This window comes from Enterococcus sp. SMC-9, assembly GCF_021011285.1.
GTDB lineage: Bacteria > Bacillota > Bacilli > Lactobacillales > Enterococcaceae > Enterococcus_C > Enterococcus_C montenegrensis.
Genome location: NZ_JAILYE010000005.1, coordinates 40001 through 63825, shown reverse-complemented (window position 1 = coordinate 63825; position 23825 = coordinate 40001). Strand labels below are relative to the sequence as shown.

At 39.1% G+C, this 23825-nt stretch carries 18 protein-coding genes and 1 riboswitch; of the genes, 1 reads left to right on the top strand and 17 read right to left on the bottom strand.

All coding sequences use genetic code 11. From position 1 onward, the window contains the following. Positions 1 to 43: 43 nt before the first annotated feature. The 7 genes from K4422_RS08655 to mgtA all read right to left on the bottom strand — a co-directional run bounded on the left by K4422_RS08655 (position 44) and on the right by mgtA (position 9263). Positions 44 to 808 (bottom strand): inositol monophosphatase family protein, encoded by a 765-nt coding sequence (locus K4422_RS08655; protein WP_230710597.1) that lies wholly within the window; start codon positions 806 to 808, stop codon positions 44 to 46. 2 nt (positions 809 to 810) lie between these two features. Next, entirely contained in the window at positions 811 to 1086 is a 276-nt protein-coding gene (locus K4422_RS08650) for a UPF0223 family protein (protein ID WP_206903701.1), read from the bottom strand. A gap of 99 nt (positions 1087 to 1185) precedes the next feature. Beyond that, positions 1186 to 2592: a dihydrolipoyl dehydrogenase gene (gene lpdA / locus K4422_RS08645; RefSeq protein ID WP_230710595.1), complete on the bottom strand. Its 1407-nt coding sequence runs from the start codon at positions 2590 to 2592 to the stop codon at positions 1186 to 1188. Between the two features lie 7 nt (positions 2593 to 2599). After that, positions 2600 to 4228 carry a dihydrolipoyllysine-residue acetyltransferase gene (locus tag K4422_RS08640; protein WP_230710593.1) on the bottom strand — a complete coding sequence of 543 codons (1629 nt, stop codon included), beginning with the start codon at positions 4226 to 4228 and terminating at the stop codon, positions 2600 to 2602. A 47-nt stretch (positions 4229 to 4275) separates the two neighbouring features. Further along, positions 4276 to 5253, bottom strand: coding sequence for an alpha-ketoacid dehydrogenase subunit beta (locus K4422_RS08635; RefSeq protein ID WP_173103191.1), 978 nt, complete (start codon positions 5251 to 5253; stop codon positions 4276 to 4278). 2 nt (positions 5254 to 5255) lie between these two features. After that, positions 5256 to 6371 (bottom strand): pyruvate dehydrogenase (acetyl-transferring) E1 component subunit alpha, encoded by a 1116-nt coding sequence (gene pdhA, locus K4422_RS08630; RefSeq protein WP_396140026.1) that lies wholly within the window; start codon positions 6369 to 6371, stop codon positions 5256 to 5258. Positions 6372 to 6671: 300 nt separating this feature from the next. After that, a complete protein-coding gene (gene mgtA / locus K4422_RS08625) occupies positions 6672 to 9263 on the bottom strand; it encodes a magnesium-translocating P-type ATPase (RefSeq protein ID WP_230710589.1) in 2592 nt (863 codons plus the stop codon). Positions 9264 to 9487: 224 nt separating this feature from the next. Continuing rightward, positions 9488 to 9658, bottom strand: a riboswitch (M-box (ykoK) riboswitch). A 232-nt stretch (positions 9659 to 9890) separates the two neighbouring features. Here mgtA and K4422_RS08620 point away from each other — a divergent pair. Then, positions 9891 to 11381, top strand: a complete 1491-nt coding sequence (locus tag K4422_RS08620; protein ID WP_230710587.1) for a helix-turn-helix domain-containing protein — start codon at positions 9891 to 9893, stop codon at positions 11379 to 11381. Positions 11382 to 11479: 98 nt separating this feature from the next. Here K4422_RS08620 and wecB read toward each other — a convergent pair whose 3' ends face one another. The 10 genes from wecB to purQ form a co-directional block, all read right to left on the bottom strand. Then, entirely contained in the window at positions 11480 to 12595 is a 1116-nt protein-coding gene (gene wecB / locus K4422_RS08615) for a non-hydrolyzing UDP-N-acetylglucosamine 2-epimerase (RefSeq protein WP_206903707.1), read from the bottom strand. A 132-nt stretch (positions 12596 to 12727) separates the two neighbouring features. Then, positions 12728 to 13705 carry a GMP reductase gene (gene guaC / locus K4422_RS08610; RefSeq protein WP_206903750.1) on the bottom strand — a complete coding sequence of 326 codons (978 nt, stop codon included), beginning with the start codon at positions 13703 to 13705 and terminating at the stop codon, positions 12728 to 12730. A 188-nt stretch (positions 13706 to 13893) separates the two neighbouring features. Continuing rightward, positions 13894 to 14808: an aldo/keto reductase gene (locus K4422_RS08605; protein WP_230710585.1), complete on the bottom strand. Its 915-nt coding sequence runs from the start codon at positions 14806 to 14808 to the stop codon at positions 13894 to 13896. A 184-nt stretch (positions 14809 to 14992) separates the two neighbouring features. Next, the gene (gene purD, locus K4422_RS08600; protein ID WP_206903709.1) at positions 14993 to 16246 is read right to left on the bottom strand and encodes a phosphoribosylamine--glycine ligase; all 1254 of its coding nucleotides are present in this window, start codon (positions 16244 to 16246) and stop codon (positions 14993 to 14995) included. A gap of 14 nt (positions 16247 to 16260) precedes the next feature. After that, complete coding sequence (gene purH / locus K4422_RS08595; protein WP_230710583.1) at positions 16261 to 17802, bottom strand: bifunctional phosphoribosylaminoimidazolecarboxamide formyltransferase/IMP cyclohydrolase; 1542 nt, start codon at positions 17800 to 17802, stop codon at positions 16261 to 16263. 67 nt (positions 17803 to 17869) lie between these two features. Further along, a complete protein-coding gene (purN, locus tag K4422_RS08590; protein WP_230710581.1) occupies positions 17870 to 18436 on the bottom strand; it encodes a phosphoribosylglycinamide formyltransferase in 567 nt (188 codons plus the stop codon). Further along, positions 18433 to 19485: a phosphoribosylformylglycinamidine cyclo-ligase gene (purM, locus tag K4422_RS08585; protein ID WP_230710579.1), complete on the bottom strand. Its 1053-nt coding sequence runs from the start codon at positions 19483 to 19485 to the stop codon at positions 18433 to 18435. The genes purN and purM overlap by 4 nt, the downstream gene beginning before the upstream one ends. Before the next feature lie 19 nt (positions 19486 to 19504). Next, the gene (purF, locus tag K4422_RS08580) at positions 19505 to 20944 is read right to left on the bottom strand and encodes an amidophosphoribosyltransferase (RefSeq protein WP_230710577.1); all 1440 of its coding nucleotides are present in this window, start codon (positions 20942 to 20944) and stop codon (positions 19505 to 19507) included. Continuing rightward, positions 20929 to 23151, bottom strand: coding sequence for a phosphoribosylformylglycinamidine synthase subunit PurL (gene purL, locus K4422_RS08575; RefSeq protein WP_230710575.1), 2223 nt, complete (start codon positions 23149 to 23151; stop codon positions 20929 to 20931). Before purL ends, purF begins: the two co-directional genes overlap by 16 nt. Then, positions 23151 to 23825, bottom strand: coding sequence for a phosphoribosylformylglycinamidine synthase subunit PurQ (gene purQ, locus K4422_RS08570; protein ID WP_230710573.1), 675 nt, complete (start codon positions 23823 to 23825; stop codon positions 23151 to 23153). Before purQ ends, purL begins: the two co-directional genes overlap by 1 nt.

The window sequence follows — 23825 nt, the reverse complement described above, 5'->3', positions numbered from 1 at the left end:
AGTTTTGTGAATCTGTTAAAAAAAGCCTAGTGTTCTGGGGTTTTCAACTCTTAATTTCCATAATATTTTCATAAGCTTTGGGAGTTGCTGCGACAAAAAGTTCCCGGCCCGCCAGTTTTAACGCTTCACCATTTATATTAGACATGCGTAGTCCCAATTCTTCAATCAAAACACCACCGGCAGCATAGTCCCAAGGGGCCAACCGTGAGATATAGGCCGCTCTTCTTCCCATTACCAGACCAATTAACTCATAGCCTGCACAACCTGTCATACGTACGCCTAGGGCAATTTCTCCCATCTTTTGCACGTGCCAACTGTCTTTTTGATACATTACGTGATTTAAGCCAATTAAGCCTTCAGATAAGGCAATATCTTTTGGTGCATCGATTTTTTTATCATTGCAATACACACCAATACCGCGACCGCCCCACAAAAATTCATTTTTCATGACATCATAAACAAAGCCCAATTTTCCTACACCATTTTCATAGACTGCTACCATAATACAAAAGTTTTCTTGTTCCAAAACAAAATTCATCGTACCATCGATTGGATCAATGACAAAAACACGCCCGCTAAAATCATCTAGGTTATCTTTCCCATTTTCTTCGCCTAAAATTTTTGCCTCAGGATCAAAATTCATAATTCGTTGTGTCAGAAATTCTTGGGTTGCTTTATCCAAATTTGTGACTAAATCTGTGCGACCGCTCTTTGTATCGATGACTAAATCATCTGCTTGAAAACTTTTTTTGATAACTTCGCCAGCTTCATAAATCCAAGTTTTAATTTCATTTACCATTGCTTCCATATCTAATTGGTCACCTTCAACTTTCCTTTGGGATTTTCCTTAGCCACCTTTACTGTGTGGTATAAGGAATACCCTGATAAAGTTTCAAATTCTTTGCCCAAGCGACGTTCCTCTCCAATACTTGGAACAACTTTTTTAAACTGTTGATAAACCGCCAAAAAACTTTCGGCTGTAGTGCCTTTTTCGTATGCAACTTCTAGTGTTTCCCACATTTTCATGACAACCACCATCTCCTGTGTTGTCCAAGACAAATCAAGAGGATATTGATATTCCCGCATATATTTCACCTCTAGGTTAGTTTAGCATATGAGATGATACAAAGAAAAGAGCTGCACCAGATATGGCGCAGCTCCAATTTAAGCGTTTTAAAGTTTACATTAAATATGGATTGGCATACCCAAAGCAAGTTCTGACGCATCCATAACAATTTCCCCTAGTGATGGATGTGGATGAATCGTCAAGGCGATATCTTCTGCATTCATGCCAGATTCAATTGCCAAAGCAAGTTCTGAAACCATATCACTAGCACCCACACCAGCAAGTTGTGCACCGATTAAAACGTTATCTTCAACCGTTGTTACCAAGCGGATGAAGCCTTCTGTTTTACCTAAAGACAACGCACGCCCATTGCCAGAAAATGGGAATTTAAAGGCTTTTGCTTCTAGACCAGCTTCTTTTGCTTCAGCAATCGTCATCCCAACAGAAGCAAGTTCTGGATCTGTAAAGGCAACGGCTGGCATTGCTTTGTAGTCAACCGCAACTTTTTTACCACTAATTGCTTCAGCAGCAATTTTTGCTTCATAGCTCGCTTTATGCGCTAAAGCGGCTCCAGGAACGATATCACCAATAGCAAAAATGTTGGAAACATTCGTTCTTCCTTGTTTATCAACTGTAATTAAGCCTCGTTCGCCGATTTCAACACCAGCTTGTTCTAAACCTAATTCATCCGTATTTGGACGACGACCGACAGTAACCATTACATAATCTGCTGTGATGCTTTCTTCTTTACCATCCACAGCATATTTAATTGTAACACTATCCCCATTGTCAACCGCTTCTTTAGCCATTGCATTGGTAATAACCGTCATACCTTTTTTCTTAAATTCATCTTCAACAATTTTAACCATATCTTTTTCATAAGTTGGTAAAATCTGTGGTGAACCTTCTAAAATAGTGACATTCGCACCTAGGTTAGCATATGCGCCGCCTAATTCAGCACCAATAACACCACCGCCGATGATAACAAAGTTTTTAGGTACTTCTTTTAATGCTAAACCGTCAGTAGAATCTAATACGCGACCGCCAAATTTGAAACCAGGAATTTCAATCGGACGTGAACCAGTCGCAACGATTGCATTATTGAAAGAATATGTTTGCGCAGAGTCTGGATGCATTACACGTAACGTGTGATCATCAACAAAATATGCTTCGCCTTCCAAAACTTCAACTTTGTGTTTTTTAAGTAAGAAACCAACACCACTAGTCAATTTGTTCACAACACCGTTTTGTTTCCATTCTTGGGTAGCAGCAAAATCTAATGTCACGTTTTCGCTTGAAACACCAAATAATTTAGAGTCCAATGATTCTTGATAATGATGTCCAGCAGAAATTAACGCTTTTGAAGGAATACATCCCACGTTTAAGCAGACACCGCCAATGTATTCTTTTTCCACAATGGCAACTTTTTGTCCCATTTCGGCAGCCCGGATGGCAGCAACATAGCCACCAGGTCCAGCTCCGATTACAACTGTATCTAATTCGATAGCGAAATCTCCAACTACCATGAGTCTATCATCCTTCCATTAACATTAGCTCTGGGTTAGCTAACAAGCGTTTAATATTATTCATTGCTTTTTGAGCAGTCGCGCCATCGACGATGCGGTGGTCAAAACTTAATGAAAGTTTCATAACGCGGCCAACTACGATTTCACCTTCAGCATTAACAACTGGTTGTTGTGCAATTGTACCTACACCTAAAATGGCAACTTCTGGGTAATTAATAACTGGAGTAAAGAATCCTCCACCAACCGAACCGATATTGCTGATTGTAATTGTGCCATTACGCATATCATCAGCAGCAAGTTTACCGTCATGAGCCAATTGGGCTTTGTCGTTAATTTCATCAGCAATTGCAAACATACCTTTTTGATCTGCATTTTTAACATTTGGTACGTATAAACCATGATCTGTATCGGTTGCAATCCCAATATTATAGTAATGTTTGTAAACAATTTCTTGTTTTGCATCATCAATAGAAGCATTCAAAACTGGGAATTTCTTAGCCGTAGCAGTCAACGCTTTGACAACGTAAGGTAAAAATGTCAACTTAGTGCCATTTTCAGCAGCTACTTCTTTAAATTTCTTACGGTGATCCCAAAGTGCAGAAACTTCTACTTCATCATGTAATGTGACATGAGGTGCTGTTTGTTTGCTTGTAACCATTGCTTTAGCAATTGCTTTACGCGTTGGTGTTAGAGCAACCCGCTCTTCCATATCGCCCATGTTTGAAGTGAAGGCTTTTGGTGCAGGTGCCGCTTTAGCAGCTGGTTGACTTTGTTGTACGTCAGTTGCTTGTGTAGAAGTCGTTGCGGCAGTTGCAGCTGAAGTGTTGCCATTTAAGAAGTTATCAATATCTTCTTTTGTTACACGTCCGCCTTTACCTGTAGCTGTTACTTGTGTAATATCAACATCTTTTTCGCGAGCATATTGACGAACTGACGGCATCGCTAAGACACGTTTATTCGGATCAGCTGCTTTGACAACACTACTTGTAAGTGAAGCTTCAGGAGTTGCAGCTTCACTTACAGGTGCTGCAGGTGCAGATTTCGGTGCATCATTGTGTCCTGGTGCATCGATTTCAACCAATACATCCCCAACATTTGCTACTGTCCCTTCTGAGACAAGAATGTTTTTAACTGTACCTGTAACAGGTGATGGAATTTCTTCGACTGATTTATCATTTTGTACTTCTAATAATGTATCATCTTCATTGATTGTATCGCCAGGTTTAACAAACCATTTTACGATTTCGCCTTCTGCAATACCTTCGCCGATGTCTGGTAATTTGAATTGATAAACACCACTACTTGCTGCTGAAGTTTGCTCAGTAGGTACTGCAGCAGGTTGCGCTGGGGTTTGTTCCGTCGCAGCTACGCCACTATCACCTTCATTATCTTCATGCCCAGGAGCATCGATTTCAACCAATACATCGCCAACATTTGCTACTGTTCCTTCTGGTACAATAATATTTTTAACTGTACCTGTAACAGGTGATGGAATTTCTTCGACTGATTTATCATTTTGTACTTCTAATAACGTATCATCTTCGTTAATTGTATCGCCAGGTTTAACGAACCATTTTACGATTTCGCCTTCTGCAATACCTTCGCCGATGTCCGGTAATTTAAATTGAAAAGCCATTTATAATCTTTCCTTCCTGAAAATAGAATTCATAAGCTTACGTCTAATTAAAAGTTGACGATTTCTTTTACTTTTGCTTCGATATCCGCAGCATTTGGTAACCAAATATTTTCAGCTTGACCAAACGGGAAGACTGTATCTGGCGCTGAAACGCGACCAACAGGAGCTTCAAGAGATAAAACAGCTCGTTCAGAGATTTCTGAAACAACTTGAGCACCAACGCCAGCTTGTTTTTGTGCTTCTTGCACGACAACGACGCGGCCGGTTTTTTCAACAGATGCGATAATTGTTTCAATATCTAAAGGTGCAACAGTACGAAGATCGATAATTTCAGCATCGATATTTTCTTTAGCTAAATTGTCTGCAGCTTTAATTGCTTCACGAACCATTGCACCATAAGTAATAATTGAAACATCTTTACCTTCACGAGTTACTGCTGCTTTGTCCAAAGGAACTTCATAAGCTTCATCTGGCACTTCATCACGGAATGAACGATAAAGTTTCATATGTTCCAAAAAGACAACGGGATCATTACTGCGAATTGAAGCAATCAATAAACCTTTGGCATCATAAGGATTTGATGGAATAACGACCCGCAAACCAGGAGATTGCGCCATTAAACCTTCTAAATTATCGGAGTGAAGTTCAGGTGTGTGCACACCACCACCAAATGGAGAACGAATGGTGATTGGCAAATTACGTGTCCCGCCCATACGGTAACGTGTTCGCGCCATTTGGCCTACGATTTCATCCATTACTTCAAAAACAAAACCAAAGAACTGAATTTCAGGGACTGGACGGAAGCCTTCAAGAGCTAAACCAAAAGCCAAACCACCAATACCAGATTCTGCTAACGGTGTATCAAAAACGCGATCTTCACCATATTTTTCTTGCAAACCTTCTGTTGCGCGGAACACCCCACCATTTTTACCTACGTCTTCACCAAATACTAAGACATTTTCGTCAGCACCTAATTCCAAACTCAATGCGTCGGTGATCGCTTGGATCATTGTTTTTTGCGCCATGACTATTTCGACTCCTTCGCTTCATAAAATGCAATTTGTTCTTTAATACTTTGAGGTTGTACTTCATACATACTCTTCAAGAAATCAGAAACTTTTTGTTTTGGTACACGGTCAGCTTCAGCAATAGCTGTTTTGATTTCTTCTTTTGTTTTTTCAATGACTTCTTCTTCTTTAGCTTCTGACCAAAGTCCTTTTTCAGTCAAATAGTTACGCATCCGAATCAATGGATCTTTTTGTTGCCATTCATTGTCTAAATCTTTTGAGCGGTAACGTGTTGGATCGTCTCCAGAAAGAGTATGCGGACCATAACGATACGTTAATGTTTCAATTAAAACAGGTCCGTTACCAGCAGCGGCCCATTCTCTAGCAGCTTTAGAAACTGTATAAACAGCAAGTGCATCCATACCGTCTACTTGAATTCCTGGGATACCAGCAGCTGCTGCTTTTTGTGCTAATGTTTTTGCAGCGGTTTGTTTTTCCCGCGGTGTTGAAATGGCAAAACCATTATTTTGAATATAGAAAACTGCATTAGCGTGGTAAGCACCTGCAAAGTTGATTGCTTCATAAAAATCACCTTGAGATGAACCACCATCACCAGTGTATACAAACGTAACATTTTTACTATTGCGTTTTTTAAGACCTAAAGCAACACCGGCAGCTTGTACATATTGCGCCCCAATAATAATTTGTGGTGGCATTGCATGTAAATCTGCTGGATATAAATTACCTGCAACATGTCCACGAGACCATAAAAATGCTTCTTTCAATGGTAAGCCGTGTTGCACGAGTTGTGGTACGTCACGATAACCTGGAAACAGGCGATCTTCTTTTTCAAAAGCAAAGTGACTTGCTAATTGACTTGCTTCTTGTCCTGCAGTTGGTGCGTAAAAGCCTAGACGTCCTTGACGGTTTAATGCAGTTGAACGTTGATCCAAAACGCGTGACCACACCATTTGTGTCATCAACGCAACTAATTCATCATCGCTTAAGTCAGGGATTAAATCTTTATTAACCACCTTACCGTCCTTGTCTAATGCCTGATACGTTGGAAAATCAGCATTGATCTCATCCAAAATCTTTTGGAAATCGATTACATTCTTTGCCATTTTATTATCCATTCCTCTCCTAAATAAATGACCCTAAGTATAACAGCATAATATTCTGTATTAGGTAATTCGTAAAACTTACATCACTAAGCTATCATTTATCTGAAATAAATACAACTAAGACGCTCACTAAATCACGAAATAAAAATTCGTTAAAACAGCTTAATATCAAATTATTTTTGTGAATTCCATCACATTTGTGAAGCGCTTTTAAAAATTCTAGATTTCATTTGACAAAAATCCAATTAATTGCTAATACAGCAAGATATTAAAAATGCGACAGTTACAGAAGTAACTGCCGCATTTATCTCTTTATACCCACTCAGAAGTGAATTTAATGTAAAGTCGTTTCGCAATTTCAATCACAATCAGGTAACCTATGATGATTAAAATGAACCAACCCCAATAATTCGCAGGTAACATCACAAAATCAAAAACACTTCGTAATGGGGATAAAACTAATACAAAACCTGTTACAATTGCTAAAAGACTAGTCAAAATAACTGGTAAGGAAGCCCGACTTTGAATAAAGGGTACTTTTCTAGTGCGAACCATATGAACAACTAAGGTCTGCGTCGTTAAACCGACTAAAAACCAGCCTGTTTGGAAAAGGCTTTGTTCTGCAACTGTATTTGCACCTAGAACAAACCACATTACCAAAAAAGTCAAAATATCAAAAATACTAGAAACCGGACCGATGGAAACGGTAAATTTAAACAAATCACCAATTTCCCAACGCACAGGTTTTACTAACTCTTCTTCATCTACATTATCCCAAGGAATTGTCAATTGTGCCATATCATAAATCAAATTTTGTACCAATAATTGCATCGAAAGCATCGGCAAGAAAGGTAAAAAAGCACTTGCTACTAAAATTGAAAAGACATTGCCAAAGTTTGAACTGATCGTAAACTTAATGTATTTCATCATGTTAGAAAAAACCCGACGGCCTTCAATGACCCCTGTTTCCAACACATTTAGGCTTTTTTCTAACAAAATAATTGAACTGGCATCTTTGGTGATATCGGCTGCTGTATCCACGGAGATACCAACATCAGCTTTTCTTAACGCTGGTGCATCATTAATGCCATCCCCCATAAAACCAACGGTGTGACCTTTTCGTTGAATGACTTCAATTAGCCGGGATTTTTGCATGGGATTTAATTTGGCAAATAAATTCGTTTCATCCACTTGTGCCATCAATTCTTCATCTGATAAAGCTTCAACATCTGTCCCTAACAAAATATTGGTAACACCAATGCCTACATCTTGGCAAACTTTTTTGGCAACGATAGCATTATCGCCGGTTAAAACTTTTACTGAAACACCGTGTGCATGTAGCGACTTAATGGCAGAAATCGCCGATTCTTTGGCTGGATCTAAAAAGCCCATAAATCCGATTAAGGTCATATCTTTTTCATCTGAAACCGAATAATTCGCATCACTGTGGGCATCTCTTTTCACCGCCACGGTTAAAACTCGCATCCCTTGTTCGTTCATCTTAATATTCACGTTGCGCATTTTTTCTCTTAATTCATCGTCTAAGAGAACAACTTCACCATCAATTTCAGCATATTTACAAACTTGTTCCATCTCTTCCACAGCACCTTTTGTTACCATGATTTGATGATTATCAGCTTTTACCACAACAGTTAACCGACGACGAGAAAAGTCAAAAGGAATTTCATCGATTTTAACGACATTTTCAAAAGGCAACTGGCAACTATTTTCTTCAAAATAATTTAAAACGGCAATATCCATCAAATTTTTCCAACCGGTTTGATAGTGAGAATTAAGATATGTCATGTTTAGAACAGCTTGATTTTCTTTTCCCATTGGATTTAAATGTTGCACCAAAACTACACGGTCTTCAGTGATTGTACCGGTTTTATCCGTACACAATACATCCATACTGCCTAAATTTTGAATAGAAGGCAACTCTTTTACAATGACTTTTTGTTTGGATAATGCAAGTGCACCTTTGGCTAAATTACTCGTCACAATCATCGGTAACATTTCAGGCGTTAGGCCCACTGCTACGGCAATTGCAAAAAAGAACGCAGAAGTCCAATCTCCTTTTGTTAGGCCGTTAATTAAAAAGACTACCGGAAATAAAACCATTACCATCCGTAATAACAACTTGCTAACCCGAGTCAAACCGATATCAAAAGCTGTTTTTCCACGTTTACTCGTTGCATTTTTGGCAATATCGCCAAAGAAAGTTTGTTGTCCCGTTTTTAAAATGATAACTTTTCCTTGACCACTTAATACATCTGTCCCCATAAATACTAAATCATCTAAGTCTAGTGCAGAAACATCTTCATCTTTTTTAACACCAGCTTCGACAAATTTTTCCACTGGCATTGACTCACCAGTCAAAGAAGATTGATTAACAAATAAGTCCTTGGTCCAAATCAAAACAGCATCAGCTGGGATCATGTCACCTGTTGCAAGGGTCACGATATCCCCTGGCACCACTTCATCCATCGGAATTTCTTTGGTGAGCCCATCTCGTGTTACTGCGCAAGTATTTTCGATTAATTTCTTTAATTCTAAACTTGCTTTTTGAGAGCGATATTCTTGCACAAAGGTAATAATGACACTGGCTAAAATCATCACTATCATAACAATGGCTGCCTCATAATCCCTCGTTGCAAATGATACAATGGCCAAAGCCGCCAAAACCAAAACAAAAGGATCTTTAAAGGCTTCTAAAAACAAGAGCCAAGCAGGTGTCGGTTTTTGCGCATCTACCCGATTTTCACCATACTCTTCTAACCGTTTTCTTGCATCTTCAGAAGATAACCCGTTAATAGAGGTTCTCAGCTCCATAAATAATTCTCGTTCTGATAAAAGTGCTAATTTTTTTAATTCTTGTTCTTTTGTGTTTTTTGTAAATAACATGTTTTCTCTCCTTGCCACTAGGAAAGACTCCCGCTTCCCTAGCTGTTTTTATTTAGTTTCTGTCGCGAGGGACTGGGGTGTTCCATGTCAATCAACCTTTCTGAACTTTATTTCAAATATTTAGCCGGCAAAGCGTAACCAAAAAAATCTGCTCACTTCATTTTTGAAAAGACCACCTTGTCAAAAAGAAAAAACGCGTGCTCAACAATGAGCACGCGTTTAATAAGCGTATGTTCATGTTGAGCTTTAGCACTATAGGGCGTAGATAGCATCTGCTATCAGCTGCGTTATGAATAACCTTCACGATCATTCCTGTTCTACCAACTAAGAGTCTCTCGATTCTTTCGCGGCAGCAGCTTGTGTCCATATAGGAGCCTCACCTAACAAATATTTAATTATGAAAATTTCAATCTCTTTTCACTTACATCCTAAAGAATCTAAACTTCTTTGTCAACACTAACGAAACATTTTTTTCAAAAAAAAATAACTCAATCTCGTTTTAATAAAATTTTTGTAAAGATTTAAAAAGCCCGCAATTCTCATTGCGCAATCTCTTATTTCACCGTATTATTAACTGTAAAAAATTATAATTATTATTTTCTTATAATTATTACACAGGAGAGTTTTATGAATTTACGTTCTTTTTTAGCTCGCCAGGAGCAACGTCAACTTATCGTCATTGAAGCCCTTTATCAACACCCTAACGGCATTACTTTAGATAAATTGTTAAAGATCTGCCCATTTTCATTAAAAACCATTCGCAATACAATTGCTGAAATAACAAGCTACTTTCCTGGTTTTGAAATTGATTTTCATCAAAATCGTTATTATTGGCAAGCCCCTTTTGACTTTGGCTTAGATCGCCTTTACGATTATTTGATGCAAGAAACAAGCGAAATGCGCTTTTTAGAACACTTACTTTTTGAAGATTGTTTTACCTTTTCTGACTGTGCCAATACGCTTTACTTAAGTAACGCTAGCTTTCATCGGTTGCATCATAATTTTTCTCAACTTTTAGCTCCCTTTAACGTTAAAATAGCCAACCGTCCTGTCCGAATTGAAGGAAATGAAGTGTTTATTCGCGCGTTATACACATTATATTTTTGCGAAAAACGCTACGCTGCAGCATATCTCTTACCTGACAGTAAAAGCGATCATGCCTTAAGCGATTTGGTTCGTACCATTTTAAAAGAAAATCAATTGCCGCAAAATTACCGGCTACACGAGCAGCTCTACTTTGCAGGCGCAGTTTCTTTATGGCGTCAAAATAATAACCACCCTCTTCAAGAAAAGTTTAAAAGCAACTTTATCAAAACAGCGACAAAAAAAACAGAAACTGCACTGTTTCAGCTAAAAGACTCTTTATTAACTATGAATTGGCATTACGATTTTGAAGAAACCCTTTGGCCACTTTGCTATGATTATTTACTACTTTCTTTTGAGCATTTTACCTTGGCCAAAAAAACGAATGCTCGTATTCAAGAGTTAAGTGAATTAACGACGCGTTTTCTAGAAGACTTACTCGCATTAACATCAACGACCATTTCCTTTTTGCAATTGGAAGAATTAGTGTGGCACTTTTGCAATGAAAATTATATTTACTTAAAAAATAGTGACTTCATTGCGATTTTATCCAATTCAAGGCGTGGCTTTGTTTTGAATTACGAGAAAAAGTTTCCTCATATTATTGCTGGTTTGAAGCAATTTATTGGCGACTATGGAATTAAAAACAACATTCAAATCACGATTGACCATATGTACCATCAACTATTTCTTATCATTACTTTACTGCCTCAAGTTTTGGAATATTGGCAGTTTAAAACCCGAACGTTAATTTTATCCGACGTTTCTTTAGCACATCCCCACTACTTACAAAAAAAGTTACAACAGCATTTTATTAACCAAACCGATTTCGAACTAATCGACTGTGTCAATACACATCACCAAAAGATGCACGAACAATTTGAAGCTTATGATTTAATCATCTCAACCTTCTCGCCGCAAGAAATGTTTGGTCATCTTCCCATCGTGACGATTAAACCGATACCTGATTTTCACGACTTTCTTAAAATCGAGTCGGCTTTACAACAAGTAACTGCCCACAAACATTCCGCCTAAGGGAATTTCTCTTAACTTTTCCTCTTTTGAATAATAACAGCCTAACAAATTAGGACCAATAGCCATGGTGGCTTTTGGTCCTAATTTGTTAAAACTTTTTATATCCCTTCATTATTTTTTGTAAAATACGCAACAATAGCATTTAAAATTCGCTCACTCGCTTTTCCATCGCCATATGGATTTTTCGCCTGAGCCATTTTTTTATATGCCTCTTGGCTGGTTAAAAGATTTTTAGCCGCTTCATAAACTTGCTCTTCATCAGTCCCCACTAAGCGCAACGTTCCAGCTTTTATTCCCTCTGGTCGCTCCGTTGTATCCCGCAATACCAAAACCGGCACCCCAAGTGAGGGGGCTTCTTCTTGCACCCCGCCAGAGTCGGTCATAATCAAATAACTTCTAGCAGCAATATTATGAAAATCCACTACATCTAGTGGTTCAATTAACGCCACATTTGCCAAATCCCCCAGCTGTTTTCGTGCATTTTGTCGTACTAATGGATTTTTGTGCATCGGAAAAACAATCGAAACTTCAGGAAATTCCGTGGCTAAGCGGCGCAATGCATGAAATACCGATGCCATTTTATCCCCTAAGTTTTCCCGTCGATGCATGGTAACTAGGATCTGTTTTTTATCTGCTGAAAGTGCAGGATGTCCATATTCTTTTTTCAGCGTATATTTCATGGCATCAATTGCTGTATTACCCGTGATATAAATATGATCAGATAAATGATGCTCTTGTTGCAAATTCTCCGCACTGGTGGCAGTCGGCGCAAAATAAAGATCACTTAAAACATCCGTCAACTGACGGTTGGCTTCTTCTGGATAAGGCGAATATTTTTTATAAGTTCTTAATCCGGCTTCGACGTGACCAATTGGAATTTGCTGATAAAAAGCGGCAGTTGCCGCAGCAAACGTTGTTGTAGTATCCCCGTGAACTAACACGATATCTGGTCGTGCTTGTTTTAACACTGGCTGTAATTCCAATAAAACTTTGGTCGTAATATCAGTCAACGTCTGCCCGTTACTCATAATATCCAAGTCAAAATCCGCTTTTAACGAAAAGATTTCCATCACTTGATCTAGCATTTCACGATGCTGTGCTGTTATAGTGACAATTGATTCAAAACGCGTATCTTTTTCCAGCGCTTTAATAAGTGGTGCCATCTTAATCGCTTCTGGTCGTGTACCAAAAATCGACATGACTTTGATTGTCATTTTATCCCCTCTTTCAAAAAAATAATAAATTTCGATCACAAATAACATCTAATCCTTCGTCTTCATTCTAGCATAACCTGTAACAGGATGAAAAAAACCACGACCGTCGACAGTCGTGGTTAAAAGTACTACTTAAATCGTATCGCCATTAAAAATAGAGTTTTTCACAATCACATAATCGACTTTGCGAATTGCTTCTAAGTCTTTGCCGCCCGCATAAGAGATCGATGACTGTAAGTCTTGTTGCATTTCCACCAAAGTATCTGCAAGCTTACCTTTGTAAGGAATCCAAATTTTCTTACCTTCTACATTTTTCTTTTCACCTTTTTGAAATTCAGAAGCACTACCAAAATATTCCTTCAAGACAACACCGTCTTGTACTTTGGTTTCCCCTGGAGATTCTTCATGCCCAGCAAACAGCGAGCCAATCATAACCATAGTAGCACCAAAACGAACGGATTTTGCAATATCTCCGTGGGTTCTAATTCCGCCGTCGGCAATGATTGGTTTTCTAGCCGCTTTTGCACACCAACGCACAGCTGCTAATTGCCAGCCCCCTGTACCAAAACCGGTTTTAATTTTAGTGATACAAACTTTACCTGGTCCAATTCCAACTTTAGTTGCATCCGCACCAGCGTTTTCCAATTCACGAACTGCTTCTGGTGTTCCCACGTTACCGGCAATGACAAATGTCTCTGGCAATAAACGTTTAATGTGTTGAATCATTTCAATCACAGCATTAGCATGCCCATGGGCAATATCAATTGTAATGTAGTCTGGCACTAGATTTTCTGCTGCCAATTCTTCAACAAAAGTGTACTCATGAGGTTTTACGCCAACACTAATTGACGTAATCAAGTTACGACTTTGCATTTTTTTGATAAAAGGAATACGGGCATCTTCATTGAAACGATGCATAATGTAGAAATAGCCATTTTCAGCTAAAAATTCCGCGATATTTTCATCGATAATCGTCTGCATATTAGCAGGTACTACCGGCATTTTAAACGAGTGCTTCCCTAAGGTTACCGTTGTATCACACTCGGAACGAGAACTTACGATACATTTATTTGGAATCAGTTGAACATCTTCATAATCAAAAACTTTCATATCAAACATAATGAATAGCCTCCATTTGTTTATTTGGGTCACATTTTTTGCGCCCTATGTAATTTAGCCCATCTTATTCAGAAATGCAACAGAATAATCGTAAATATTTTCTTAAAACGCAAAAATCGTTCGGAAATTCCGAACGATTATCGTTTTCACGCTATTTATTATCAGAAATTATAATTAATTTATGGCAAATCATTTCCTGCTGCTAAATAAATGTCATACCAATCTTCTTTTGCCATTACCACATCACTAGCTTTGGCAATTTCTTCAATTCGTTGCGGATTCATAGTACCAGCAATCACTTGCATATTGGCCGGATGACGTAAAATCCAGGCTGACGCAATACCAGTTGGTGTCGTATTATACTTTTCAGCCATTTCTGTTAATTTTTTATTTAATTCAGGGAATTTCTCGTTACCAATAAAGACCCCTTCAAAAAAACCATATTGATAAGGTGACCAAGCTTGAATTGTCATATCATTCAATCGTGAAAATTCCAAAATACCATCGTCGTGATCAACACTACGAGAATCTGTCATATTCACATGTAAGCCAAAATCAATCATGCCCGTATGCATAATTCCAAATTGTAATTGATTGGCAACTAAGGGTTGGCGCACATATTTTTTTAACAATTCAATTTGGCGTGAGTATTGATTGCTGACCCCAAAATATTTTACTTTACCTTCTGACTCCAATTGATCAAAAGCTGCCGCTACTTCTTCTGGCTCCATCAATGTATCTGGGCGATGTAGTAATAGTGCATCTAGATAGTCGACATTTAAGCGTTTCAAGCTTTTTTCTACTGAAGATATGATATGTTCTTTTGAAAAATCAAACATTTTACCTGGGACAATGCCACACTTACTTTGGATAAACATATCTTCTCTTTTATAGCCGGTTTTAGCAAAAGCTTCTGCAAAAATTTCTTCGCATTTTCCTTGCCCGTAAATATCCGCATGATCAAAAAAGTTGATGCCATTTTCTACGGCTGCGTGAATCACCGCGACAGGATCTTTGGCCTCAGTAATTCGCATACAACCTAAGACGACACTAGAGACACCTAATTCATTTGGTCCAAAGTTAACTTGTTTCATCTTGTAACCTCCAAATTTGCAAATATAGTTCATTAAAATTGCTTCCTGTTAAATTTTAACACAACTTAGAGAAAACGCTAACAACTTAATTTAAAAAATCCTCCACAAATAAAAACAGCAGACAAGACAAACATTTTGTCCCACCTACTGTTTTTCAAACATATGTCCTGCTGTTGTTCTGAATTTATTTGAATGCTCTTGCGCCAATATCTTTGCGATAAAACATTTGCGGCAAGTCCATTTGAGCTAGCGCTGCATAAACCTCATCGCGGGCCGTTTTCAAATCGCTAGCTTGGGCTGCGACTAAGAAAATTCTACCACCGGCTGCGACTAAGTTTTCAGCTTTTTTAGCTGTCCCAGCATAATATAATTCTGTCTTTTCAGTTGTAGTTTGTGGCAATACCATACCTTTTTGATAATCGCCAGGATAGCCTTGTGCGGCAACGACTACCCCAAATGCTGCCTGATCATGCCACGTCACCACCGGTTTTGTCCCTTCTAAAAGTGCCGTAATAATATCTGCTAAACTAGATTTTAAGCGCGGTAAGACAACTTGTGTCTCTGGATCACCAAAGCGTGCATTAAATTCGATTACTTTGGCCCCATCTTTTGTCGCTATTAAGCCAGCATACAAAATTCCAGTAAAAGGTGTGCCGTTTTTTACCATGCCATAAGCCGCAGGTTCCAAAATTTCTTTAACTGCCTTTGTCACCATTTCATCACTGATTTGCGGTACAGGAGAATATGCACCCATGCCGCCGGTATTTGGTCCTTTATCTCCGTCATAGGCGCGTTTATGGTCTTGGGCAATAACCATAGGGTAAACTTCTTCATTTTTAACAAACGCCAATAAGGAAAATTCTTCTCCAGCTAAAAATTCTTCGACGACTACCTTAGCACCACTTTCACCAAAACGATTTCCCTCTAACATGTCGGCTAACGCCGTTAGTGCTTCTTCTATTGTTTCAGCTACGACTACACCTTTTCCAGCCGCTAATCCATCAGCTTTAATGACAATTGGGGCACCTTTTTCCTCAACGTAAGCCGCCGCTTTTTGATAATCAGAAAAAGTTTTATAAGCTGCGGTTGGAATCTGATTATTTACCATAATTTGTTTGGCGAAATCTTTTGAACTTTCAATCTGCGCTGCCTTTTGATTCGGACCAAAAATTAGTAAACCTGCCTTTTGAAAATCATCGACAATCCCTCTTTGTAGCGGGGCTTCAGGCCCAACAAAAGTCCACGTAACATTTTCTTTCTTGGCAAAGTCAATGAGTTTTTCATGCTCGTTTTCTGCAATGGCAACAGTTATTATCCCATCTTGTTTCATCCCTGGATTTCCCGGAGCACAAAATACCTGTTCCACTTTTTCATCTGCTAACAATTTCTTAGCAATGGCGTGTTCACGACCACCGCCACCAATAATAAATAATTTCATTTTAATATCCTCTCTTAGTGACGGAAATGACGAACACCCGTGAAGACCATTGCAACACCGTATTTATCCGCCATGTCAATTGATTCTTGATCACGAATACTTCCACCCGGTTGCACAATTGCTTTAATGCCATGCTCTGCGGCAAATTCCACTGAGTCTCCCATTGGAAAATATGCATCACTGGCTAAAACTGCACCGTCCATTTTGCCAGCATTTTCTGCTTGCGCAATTGCAATTTTAACAGAACCAACACGATTCATCTGACCGGCACCAATCCCAACGGTTTGATGTTCATTTGCCAACACAATTGCATTTGATTTTACATGTTTTACGGCCTTCCAGGCAAAAGCTAAAGCATTTAACTCCTGGGCACTTGGTTGTCTTTTAGTGACCACTTTAAAATCATTTGCCTCTTCTTTTATTACATCTTGATCTTGCAGGAGTAATCCACCTAAAACGGAAACTTTTTCTGGTAATTCAGCTTTATTGACTTCACTAAAATCTAGTGTCATTAAACGAATATTTTTCTTACTACTTAACAGTTCTAAGGCATCTGTAGCAAAACTTGGGGCAATAATAATTTCCAAGAATAATTTGTGCATTTTTTCAGCGGTCGCCAGATCTACCTTTCGATTTAAAACAATGATTCCTCCAAAAATAGAAACTGGATCGGCATCATAAGCAAAATCATAGGCCTTTACAATGGTATCAGCTGAGCCGATGCCACAAGGATTCATATGTTTTAGCGCTACTACCGTTGGCTCTTTAAACTCTCTTACGATCCGAATTGCTGCATCGGCGTCTTTAATATTATTATAAGACAGCTCTTTACCATGAAGTTGTTTGGCTTGCGCGATCGAGTAGCTGACCGGTAATGCATCGGCGTAAAAAGCCGCCTCTTGATGAGAATTTTCCCCATAACGCAAATTTTGTTTCAAATCATACGTTAAAGTTAACTTTTCTGGCTCTTTTTCTGCCACAAGCTCTGTCATAAAGCCTGCAATCAACGCATCATAAGCAGCCGTATGTCGAAAAACTTTTGCGGCTAATTTTTGTCTGGTTGCAAAAGTTGTCTTCCCATTTTCTTTAATTTCGGCTAAAACTTTCCCGTAATCCAACGGATCAACCACAACCGTTACAAATTCATGGTTTTTAGCAGCTGAGCGCAACATACTGGGCCCACCAATATCAATATTTTCAATGGCACCTTTTGTCGTTACATCCGCTTTTAAAATAGTTTCTTTAAAAGGATAAAGATTGACCACTACCAAATCAATTGGCTGAATATTATGGTCTGTCATAGCTTTGACGTGTTCAGTATTATCACGACGACTTAATAGCCCACCGTGAATAAGAGGATGTAATGTTTTAACCCGACCGTCCATCATCTCTGGAAAATGAGTTACTTCTTCAATTCCAATTGTCGCAATACCGGCTTTTGTAAGGGCATTTTGCGTGCCGCCAGTCGAAATAATTTCCCAGCCAGCCTGTAGTAATCCTTCTGCCAGTTCTACGACACCGGTTTTATCGGAAACACTGATTAAAGCTCTTTTCATTTCATAAACTCCTCTTAATTAATTTTTATTCCGTAATAGGCATTAAAGTGTAACGATTGCCAAGTCTTTATTGCTGCCCCTGTACAATTTGTTTTAAAACGGCGGGGTATAATTGATGCTCGGCTTGGTGAATTTTGGCTTCCAAACTGGCTAGATCATCATCTAAAATTAAAACAGGAACTTGGGCAATAATCGGACCAGTATCCACACCGGCATCAATGTAATGTACCGTTACCCCCGTTACTTTGACGCCATAATCATAGGCATCTTTGATGCCGTTAAGACCAGGAAAAGCCGGTAGTAATGACGGATGGATATTAATAATTTTTTTGGGAAAAGCCGCCAAAAGTTGGGGGCCAATAATGCGCATATAACCCGCCAAAACGATTAAATCAATTTTTTCTTGCTGCATTAACGCTAACAGCGCTTTTTCATAATCCTTTTTACTTGGAAAGTCTTGAGGACTAAATTGAAACGTTGCAACCCCAATTTTTTGGGCCCGTTCCAGCACAAAAGCATTTTTTTTATCACTAAAAACGAAGGCGATTTCCGCTGCTACGCTTTCTTTTTGAAAATAATCGGCAATAGCAGCAAAATTACTCCCATTCCCAGAAGCTAAAACTGCAATCCTCATTTTTTTTCCTCGTGGATCGTAAGTAAAGGCGTGTTTTTTGTTTTTTCGACAATTCGACCAATTTCATAACAAGGTTCATTTAAAGCTGCTAAAATCTGCTTAACTTGTTCCACTTTTTCGGGACTTACTGCCAATACCATACCAATTCCCATATTGAAAATTTCAAACATTTCAGCGTGATTGATTTTGCCATAATCTTCCAACACGTCAAAAATTGGTAAAACTGGCCAGGTACCTTCTGTAATTTCAACAGCAACATTTTCCTTTAACATCCGCGGAATATTTTCTACAAAACCACCACCGGTAATGTGGGCAATGCCGTTCACCAAATTTTCTTTTACTAGCGGGAGGATTGATTTCACATAAATTTTAGTTGGGGTTAAGAGAACTTCGCCTAACGGTTTATCCCCTAACGCAGCAATCTTTTTAGCTTCACTTAAATTATGTTCGGTAAAGAAAATTTTTCGAACAAGCGAAAAACCGTTTGAGTGAATTCCACTTGAGGGCAATCCTAACAAAATATCGCCTGCTTTGATATTTTCGCCGGTTACTATTTGACTTTTTTCGGCTACACCTACTGCAAAGCCAGCTAAATCGTATTCATCTGTTGCATACATACCTGGCATTTCAGCAGTTTCACCACCAATTAAAGCCGCACCAGCTTCAAGACACCCGTTTGCCACACCTGCAACTACTTGTTCCAAGCGAGCAGGTTCGTTTTTGCCAGTTGCCAAATAATCTAAGAAATACAAAGGTTCTGCTCCTTGCGCAACGATATCATTTACACACATCGCCACACAATCAATACCAATAGTGTCGTGTTTATCCGCTTTAAAAGCTACCATTAGTTTAGTCCCGACACCATCAGTCCCGGAAATTAAAACGGGTTCTTTTACACCTAAGCTACTTAAATCAAAACAACCACCAAAGCCACCTAGCGCACCCATCACACCTAGACGTTCCGTTTTTTTCACATGTTTTTTGATTCGCTCTACTACTTCATACCCAGCGTTCACATCAACGCCAGCTTTTGCATATGCATTGGCCACTTATTTTCGCTCCTTTTATTTAGAAAAATGAAGTTTGTTCTTTTAATGAAGCCTGATATTTTTCTTGGTAATCGTATAAAGGGGTTGGATAGTCCCCGTTAAAATAGGCCATACATAAACCGCCATATGGGGCATCAAAATCTAATCCAATGGCGTTAATCAAACCCTCTTCGCTTAAATAACTTAACGAGTCGGCTCCTATCACTTGACGAATTTCTTCTACCGAATGATTGGCCGCAATTAATTCTTTTCGTGTTTGAATATCAATGCCATAAAAACAAGGATATTTTAAAGGTGGTGAAGCAATTCTGACGTGCACTTCCTTGGCACCAGCTTCTTTTAGTAAATCCACAATCCTGCGGCTGGTAGTTCCTCTTACAATCGAATCGTCCACCATAATTACCTTTTTACCAGCAACTACTCCTCGAACAGCTGATAATTTCATCCGCACTCCTTGCTCTCTTAATTCTTGAGTTGGTTGAATAAACGTGCGGGCTACATATTGATTTTTCACCAATCCCAGTTCATAAGGAATACCTGAAGCTTCTGCATAGCCACTAGCAGCTGACAAAGAAGAATTGGGCACACCAATGACCATATCAGCTGCTACTGGTGCTTCTTTGGCTAAATTTCGCCCCATATTTTTTCTCGCTGTGTGAACATTCACTCCGGCAATATTGGAATCTGGTCGCGCAAAATAGACATATTCCATCGAACAGATAGCATGTTGGGTATCTTTAGTGAAATGTTCGATTTTAACCCCATCATCATTAATGATGATAATTTCTCCGGGTTGTACATCACGAACAAATTCTGCCCCGCTAACTTCTAAGGCACATGTTTCAGAGGCCACCACATAGGCCCCGTTTTTCATCTTCCCGATGGCCAAAGGACGAAACCCATTGGCATCAAGCGCTGCAATCATGTAGTCTTCCCGCATTAAAATGTAGGCAAAACCGCCTTTAACTTGGTTTAACGCTTCTTTTAATTGATCCAACCACGTTTCTCTTTTACTCCGCCGAATCAGATGCATTAAAATTTCAGTATCAGAATTAGAATGAAAAATCGCGCCATCACGTTCTAATTCTGTCCGTAAACTACAAGCATTGGTCAAATTACCATTGTGGGCAAGACCGACAGAACAGTCGTAAAATTTAAACAAAAAGGGTTGGATATTATCAACGCTACCATTACCGGCCGTCGCATATCGCACGTGGCCAATCGCCGCATTTCCTTTTAATTGTGCGAGCTGTCTATCGTCTTTAAAAACTTCAGACAATAACCCCAATTCACGATAGCCGTACAATTTACCGGCATCGTTTGAAACAATCCCCGCTCCTTCTTGACCGCGGTGTTGCAAACTATGGAGACCAAAATAAGTGACACGCGCAGCGTCTGGGTGACCCCAGACGCCAAAAATGCCACATTCTTCATTCAAACTTTTTACTTCATAAGACATGGAATTGCTTCCTCCCAAAGTTCTTTTGCAGTATGCGTTGCAACTGCAATGTTGCCGTCATTTGCATTAATTTTAATTTTTCCATCATTAGTGACTGTCCCAATCAAAGTTGCTTTATCTTTTGCTAACATTTCAAAATCTTTTTGAGCTGTCTTTTTCACTGATAAAACAAAACGAGATTGTGTTTCTGAAAATAGGTTTTCTTTTGGCATTGAAACATCAACTGAAATTCCCAAACCATTTTTAAACGTACACTCGGCTAACGCAATCGCCAAACCACCCTCAGCACAATCATGTGCACTGACTACAAGTCCTTTTTGAATAGCATTTAATACCAAAGCTTGATTGGCTTTTTCATTTGCTAAATCGAAATTCATAAGTCTACCTTCAATTAGACCTTTTTGCATTTTTTGGATTTCAGTTCCGTTAAAATCAGCAAACGTCTCCCCCACAAGATAAATTAAGTCATCTGCGTCTTTAAAGTCTTGGGTAGTAATATTTTTACTATCAGCAATTAAACCAACCATTCCAATCATTGGCGTTGGATAAATTGCTTTGCCGTCTGTTTCGTTATATAAAGAAACATTCCCCGAAATAACCGGCGTATCCAAAGTGCGGCAAGCTTCACTGATTCCATCAGCTGAGGTCCATAGTTCCCAAAATCCTTCTGGTTTGTCTGGCGAGCCATAATTTAAGCAATCGGTAATTGCTAGTGGCTGTCCACCACTTGCAACAATATTTCGTGCCGCTTCGGCAACGGCAATTTGTCCGCCAATTTCTGGGTTCAAATATAAATAGCGCGCATTACAATCCGTCGTCATCGCCAAAGCCTTTTTTGTCCCACGTACCCGTAAAACAGCAGCATCACTTCCTGGTGCTACTACGGTATTCGTACGTACTTGTGAATCATAAGTTTCATAAATCATTTTTTTAGAAGCAATAGTAGGTTGTTGTAAAAGTTGTAATAAAGTAGCCGTAGCGTCTTCTACTACTGGCGTAAAATCAGCTAATTTGGCAAATTCTTTGATTCGCGCTGGTTCTGCGTATGCTTTATGATAGGTCGGTGCCTCTTCTGCTAGCGCATCGACAGGTAAATTCGCTACTTCAACACCACGATGATACAACCGATATAAACCGTCATCGGTTACTTCACCAATTGTGACTGCGTCTAACTCATATTTACTAAAGAGCGCTTCAACTTCTTTTTCATGTCCTTTTTTCACACAAATTAACATGCGCTCTTGCGATTCAGATAACATCATTTCATAAGGGGTCATACCCGTTTCCCGTTGTGGTACATCATCTAGATATAGTTTTAAACCAGAGCCAGCTTTTGAAGCCATTTCTGAGCTGGAAGATACCAGACCGGCCGCCCCCATATCCTGAATGCCAACTAAAATATCTTGATGTTCTAAAATTAATTCTAGACAGGCTTCTAGTAACAGTTTTTCCATAAATGGATCGCCTACTTGAACGGCTGAACGTTGCTGTTCTTGGCCTTCAACAAATTCTTCTGAGGCGAAGGTTGCACCGTGAATGCCATCACGTCCTGTTTTGGCTCCAACGTACATAATTGCATTTCCGACACCTTTAGCTTGGCCTTTTTGAATATCTTTGTGCTCAATTAACCCAACGCACATAGCGTTAACTAACGGATTGCCTTCATAGCAAGGATCAAAGGCTACTTCGCCGCCGACAGTTGGGATTCCAATACAGTTACCATAACCTGAAATTCCAGCCACCACTTCTTCTAATAAATATTTTGTGCGGGAATTATTCAGCTCGCCAAAACGCAAAGAATCTAAAACTGCAATCGGACGTGCTCCCATACTAAAAATATCGCGAATAATTCCACCAACCCCGGTAGCTGCGCCTTCATAAGGTTCAACAGCTGACGGATGATTGTGACTTTCCGCTTTAAAAACAACCGCTTGACCATCACCAATGTCAACAATCCCAGCACCTTCACCAGGTCCTTGTAAAACTTGGGGTCCACTAGTTGGAAATTTGCGTAAAACGGGCTTTGAATTTTTATAAGAGCAATGTTCACTCCACATGACAGAAAAAAGACCAGTTTCAGTATAATTAGGTAAGCGCCCTAAAATATCTTCTGAAATCATCTGATATTCTTCATCAGTTAAGCCCCACTGCGCGTAAATTTTACGCTCTTTTATTTCTTGTGGTGTTGGTTCACTTATTTTCATCATTATTTAACTGGCACCTTTCCAAAATTTTTCAAAATTGAGGCAAAAAAACGACGACCATCTGTTGAACCTAATAATTCTTCCATCGCACGTTCTGGATGGGGCATCATTCCCATAACATTACCAGCTTCATTACAAATGCCAGCGATATTTGCCATACTGCCATTCACATCTTCTTCATACGTAAAAACAATTTGATTATTGGCTTTTAATTTTGCTAATGTCTTTTCATCGCAGATATAATTTCCTTCCCCATGAGCGACGGGGATTTTGATTACCTCATCGTTTTCATATTCAGAAGTAAATTTTGTTTGATTGTTCACCTTTAAAGGTGTCGTTTTGCAAACAAAGTGTAACGACTTGTTCCGAATTAGAGCCCCCGGTAACAAGCCCGCCTCTGTTAACACTTGAAAACCATTACAAGTACCAAATACAGGCTTTCCTTCTTTGGCAAATCGTTTCACTTCAGCCATAATTGGTGAAAAACGAGCAATTGCACCACAGCGCAAGTAATCACCATATGAAAATCCCCCAGGTAATAACACACCATCAAAACCCGCTAAAGAAGTAACATCATGACGGACATATTCGGCTTGTGATCCCATCACATCTTTAATCGCCCAAAGCATATCCATATCACAGTTAGAGCCGGGAAATACAATTACGGCGAATTTCAT

Bases quoted from the DNA above. Each gene is read 5' to 3' on its own strand.
- K4422_RS08655 (WP_230710597.1), bottom strand. From the start codon at position 808: ATGGAAGCAATGGTAAATGAAATTAAAACTTGGATTTATGAAGCTGGC.
- K4422_RS08650 (WP_206903701.1), bottom strand. From the start codon at position 1,086: ATGCGGGAATATCAATATCCTCTTGATTTGTCTTGGACAACACAGGAG.
- lpdA (WP_230710595.1), bottom strand. From the start codon at position 2,592: ATGGTAGTTGGAGATTTCGCTATCGAATTAGATACAGTTGTAATCGGA.
- K4422_RS08640 (WP_230710593.1), bottom strand. From the start codon at position 4,228: ATGGCTTTTCAATTTAAATTACCGGACATCGGCGAAGGTATTGCAGAA.
- K4422_RS08635 (WP_173103191.1), bottom strand. From the start codon at position 5,253: ATGGCGCAAAAAACAATGATCCAAGCGATCACCGACGCATTGAGTTTG.
- pdhA (WP_396140026.1), bottom strand. From the start codon at position 6,371: ATGGATAATAAAATGGCAAAGAATGTAATCGATTTCCAAAAGATTTTG.
- mgtA (WP_230710589.1), bottom strand. From the start codon at position 9,263: ATGTTATTTACAAAAAACACAAAAGAACAAGAATTAAAAAAATTAGCA.
- K4422_RS08620 (WP_230710587.1), top strand. From the start codon at position 9,891: ATGAATTTACGTTCTTTTTTAGCTCGCCAGGAGCAACGTCAACTTATC.
- wecB (WP_206903707.1), bottom strand. From the start codon at position 12,595: ATGACAATCAAAGTCATGTCGATTTTTGGTACACGACCAGAAGCGATT.
- guaC (WP_206903750.1), bottom strand. From the start codon at position 13,705: ATGAAAGTTTTTGATTATGAAGATGTTCAACTGATTCCAAATAAATGT.
- K4422_RS08605 (WP_230710585.1), bottom strand. From the start codon at position 14,808: ATGAAACAAGTTAACTTTGGACCAAATGAATTAGGTGTCTCTAGTGTC.
- purD (WP_206903709.1), bottom strand. From the start codon at position 16,246: ATGAAATTATTTATTATTGGTGGCGGTGGTCGTGAACACGCCATTGCT.
- purH (WP_230710583.1), bottom strand. From the start codon at position 17,802: ATGAAAAGAGCTTTAATCAGTGTTTCCGATAAAACCGGTGTCGTAGAA.
- purN (WP_230710581.1), bottom strand. From the start codon at position 18,436: ATGAGGATTGCAGTTTTAGCTTCTGGGAATGGGAGTAATTTTGCTGCT.
- purF (WP_230710577.1), bottom strand. From the start codon at position 20,944: ATGTCTTATGAAGTAAAAAGTTTGAATGAAGAATGTGGCATTTTTGGC.
- purL (WP_230710575.1), bottom strand. From the start codon at position 23,151: ATGATGAAAATAAGTGAACCAACACCACAAGAAATAAAAGAGCGTAAA.
- purQ (WP_230710573.1), bottom strand. From the start codon at position 23,825: ATGAAATTCGCCGTAATTGTATTTCCCGGCTCTAACTGTGATATGGAT.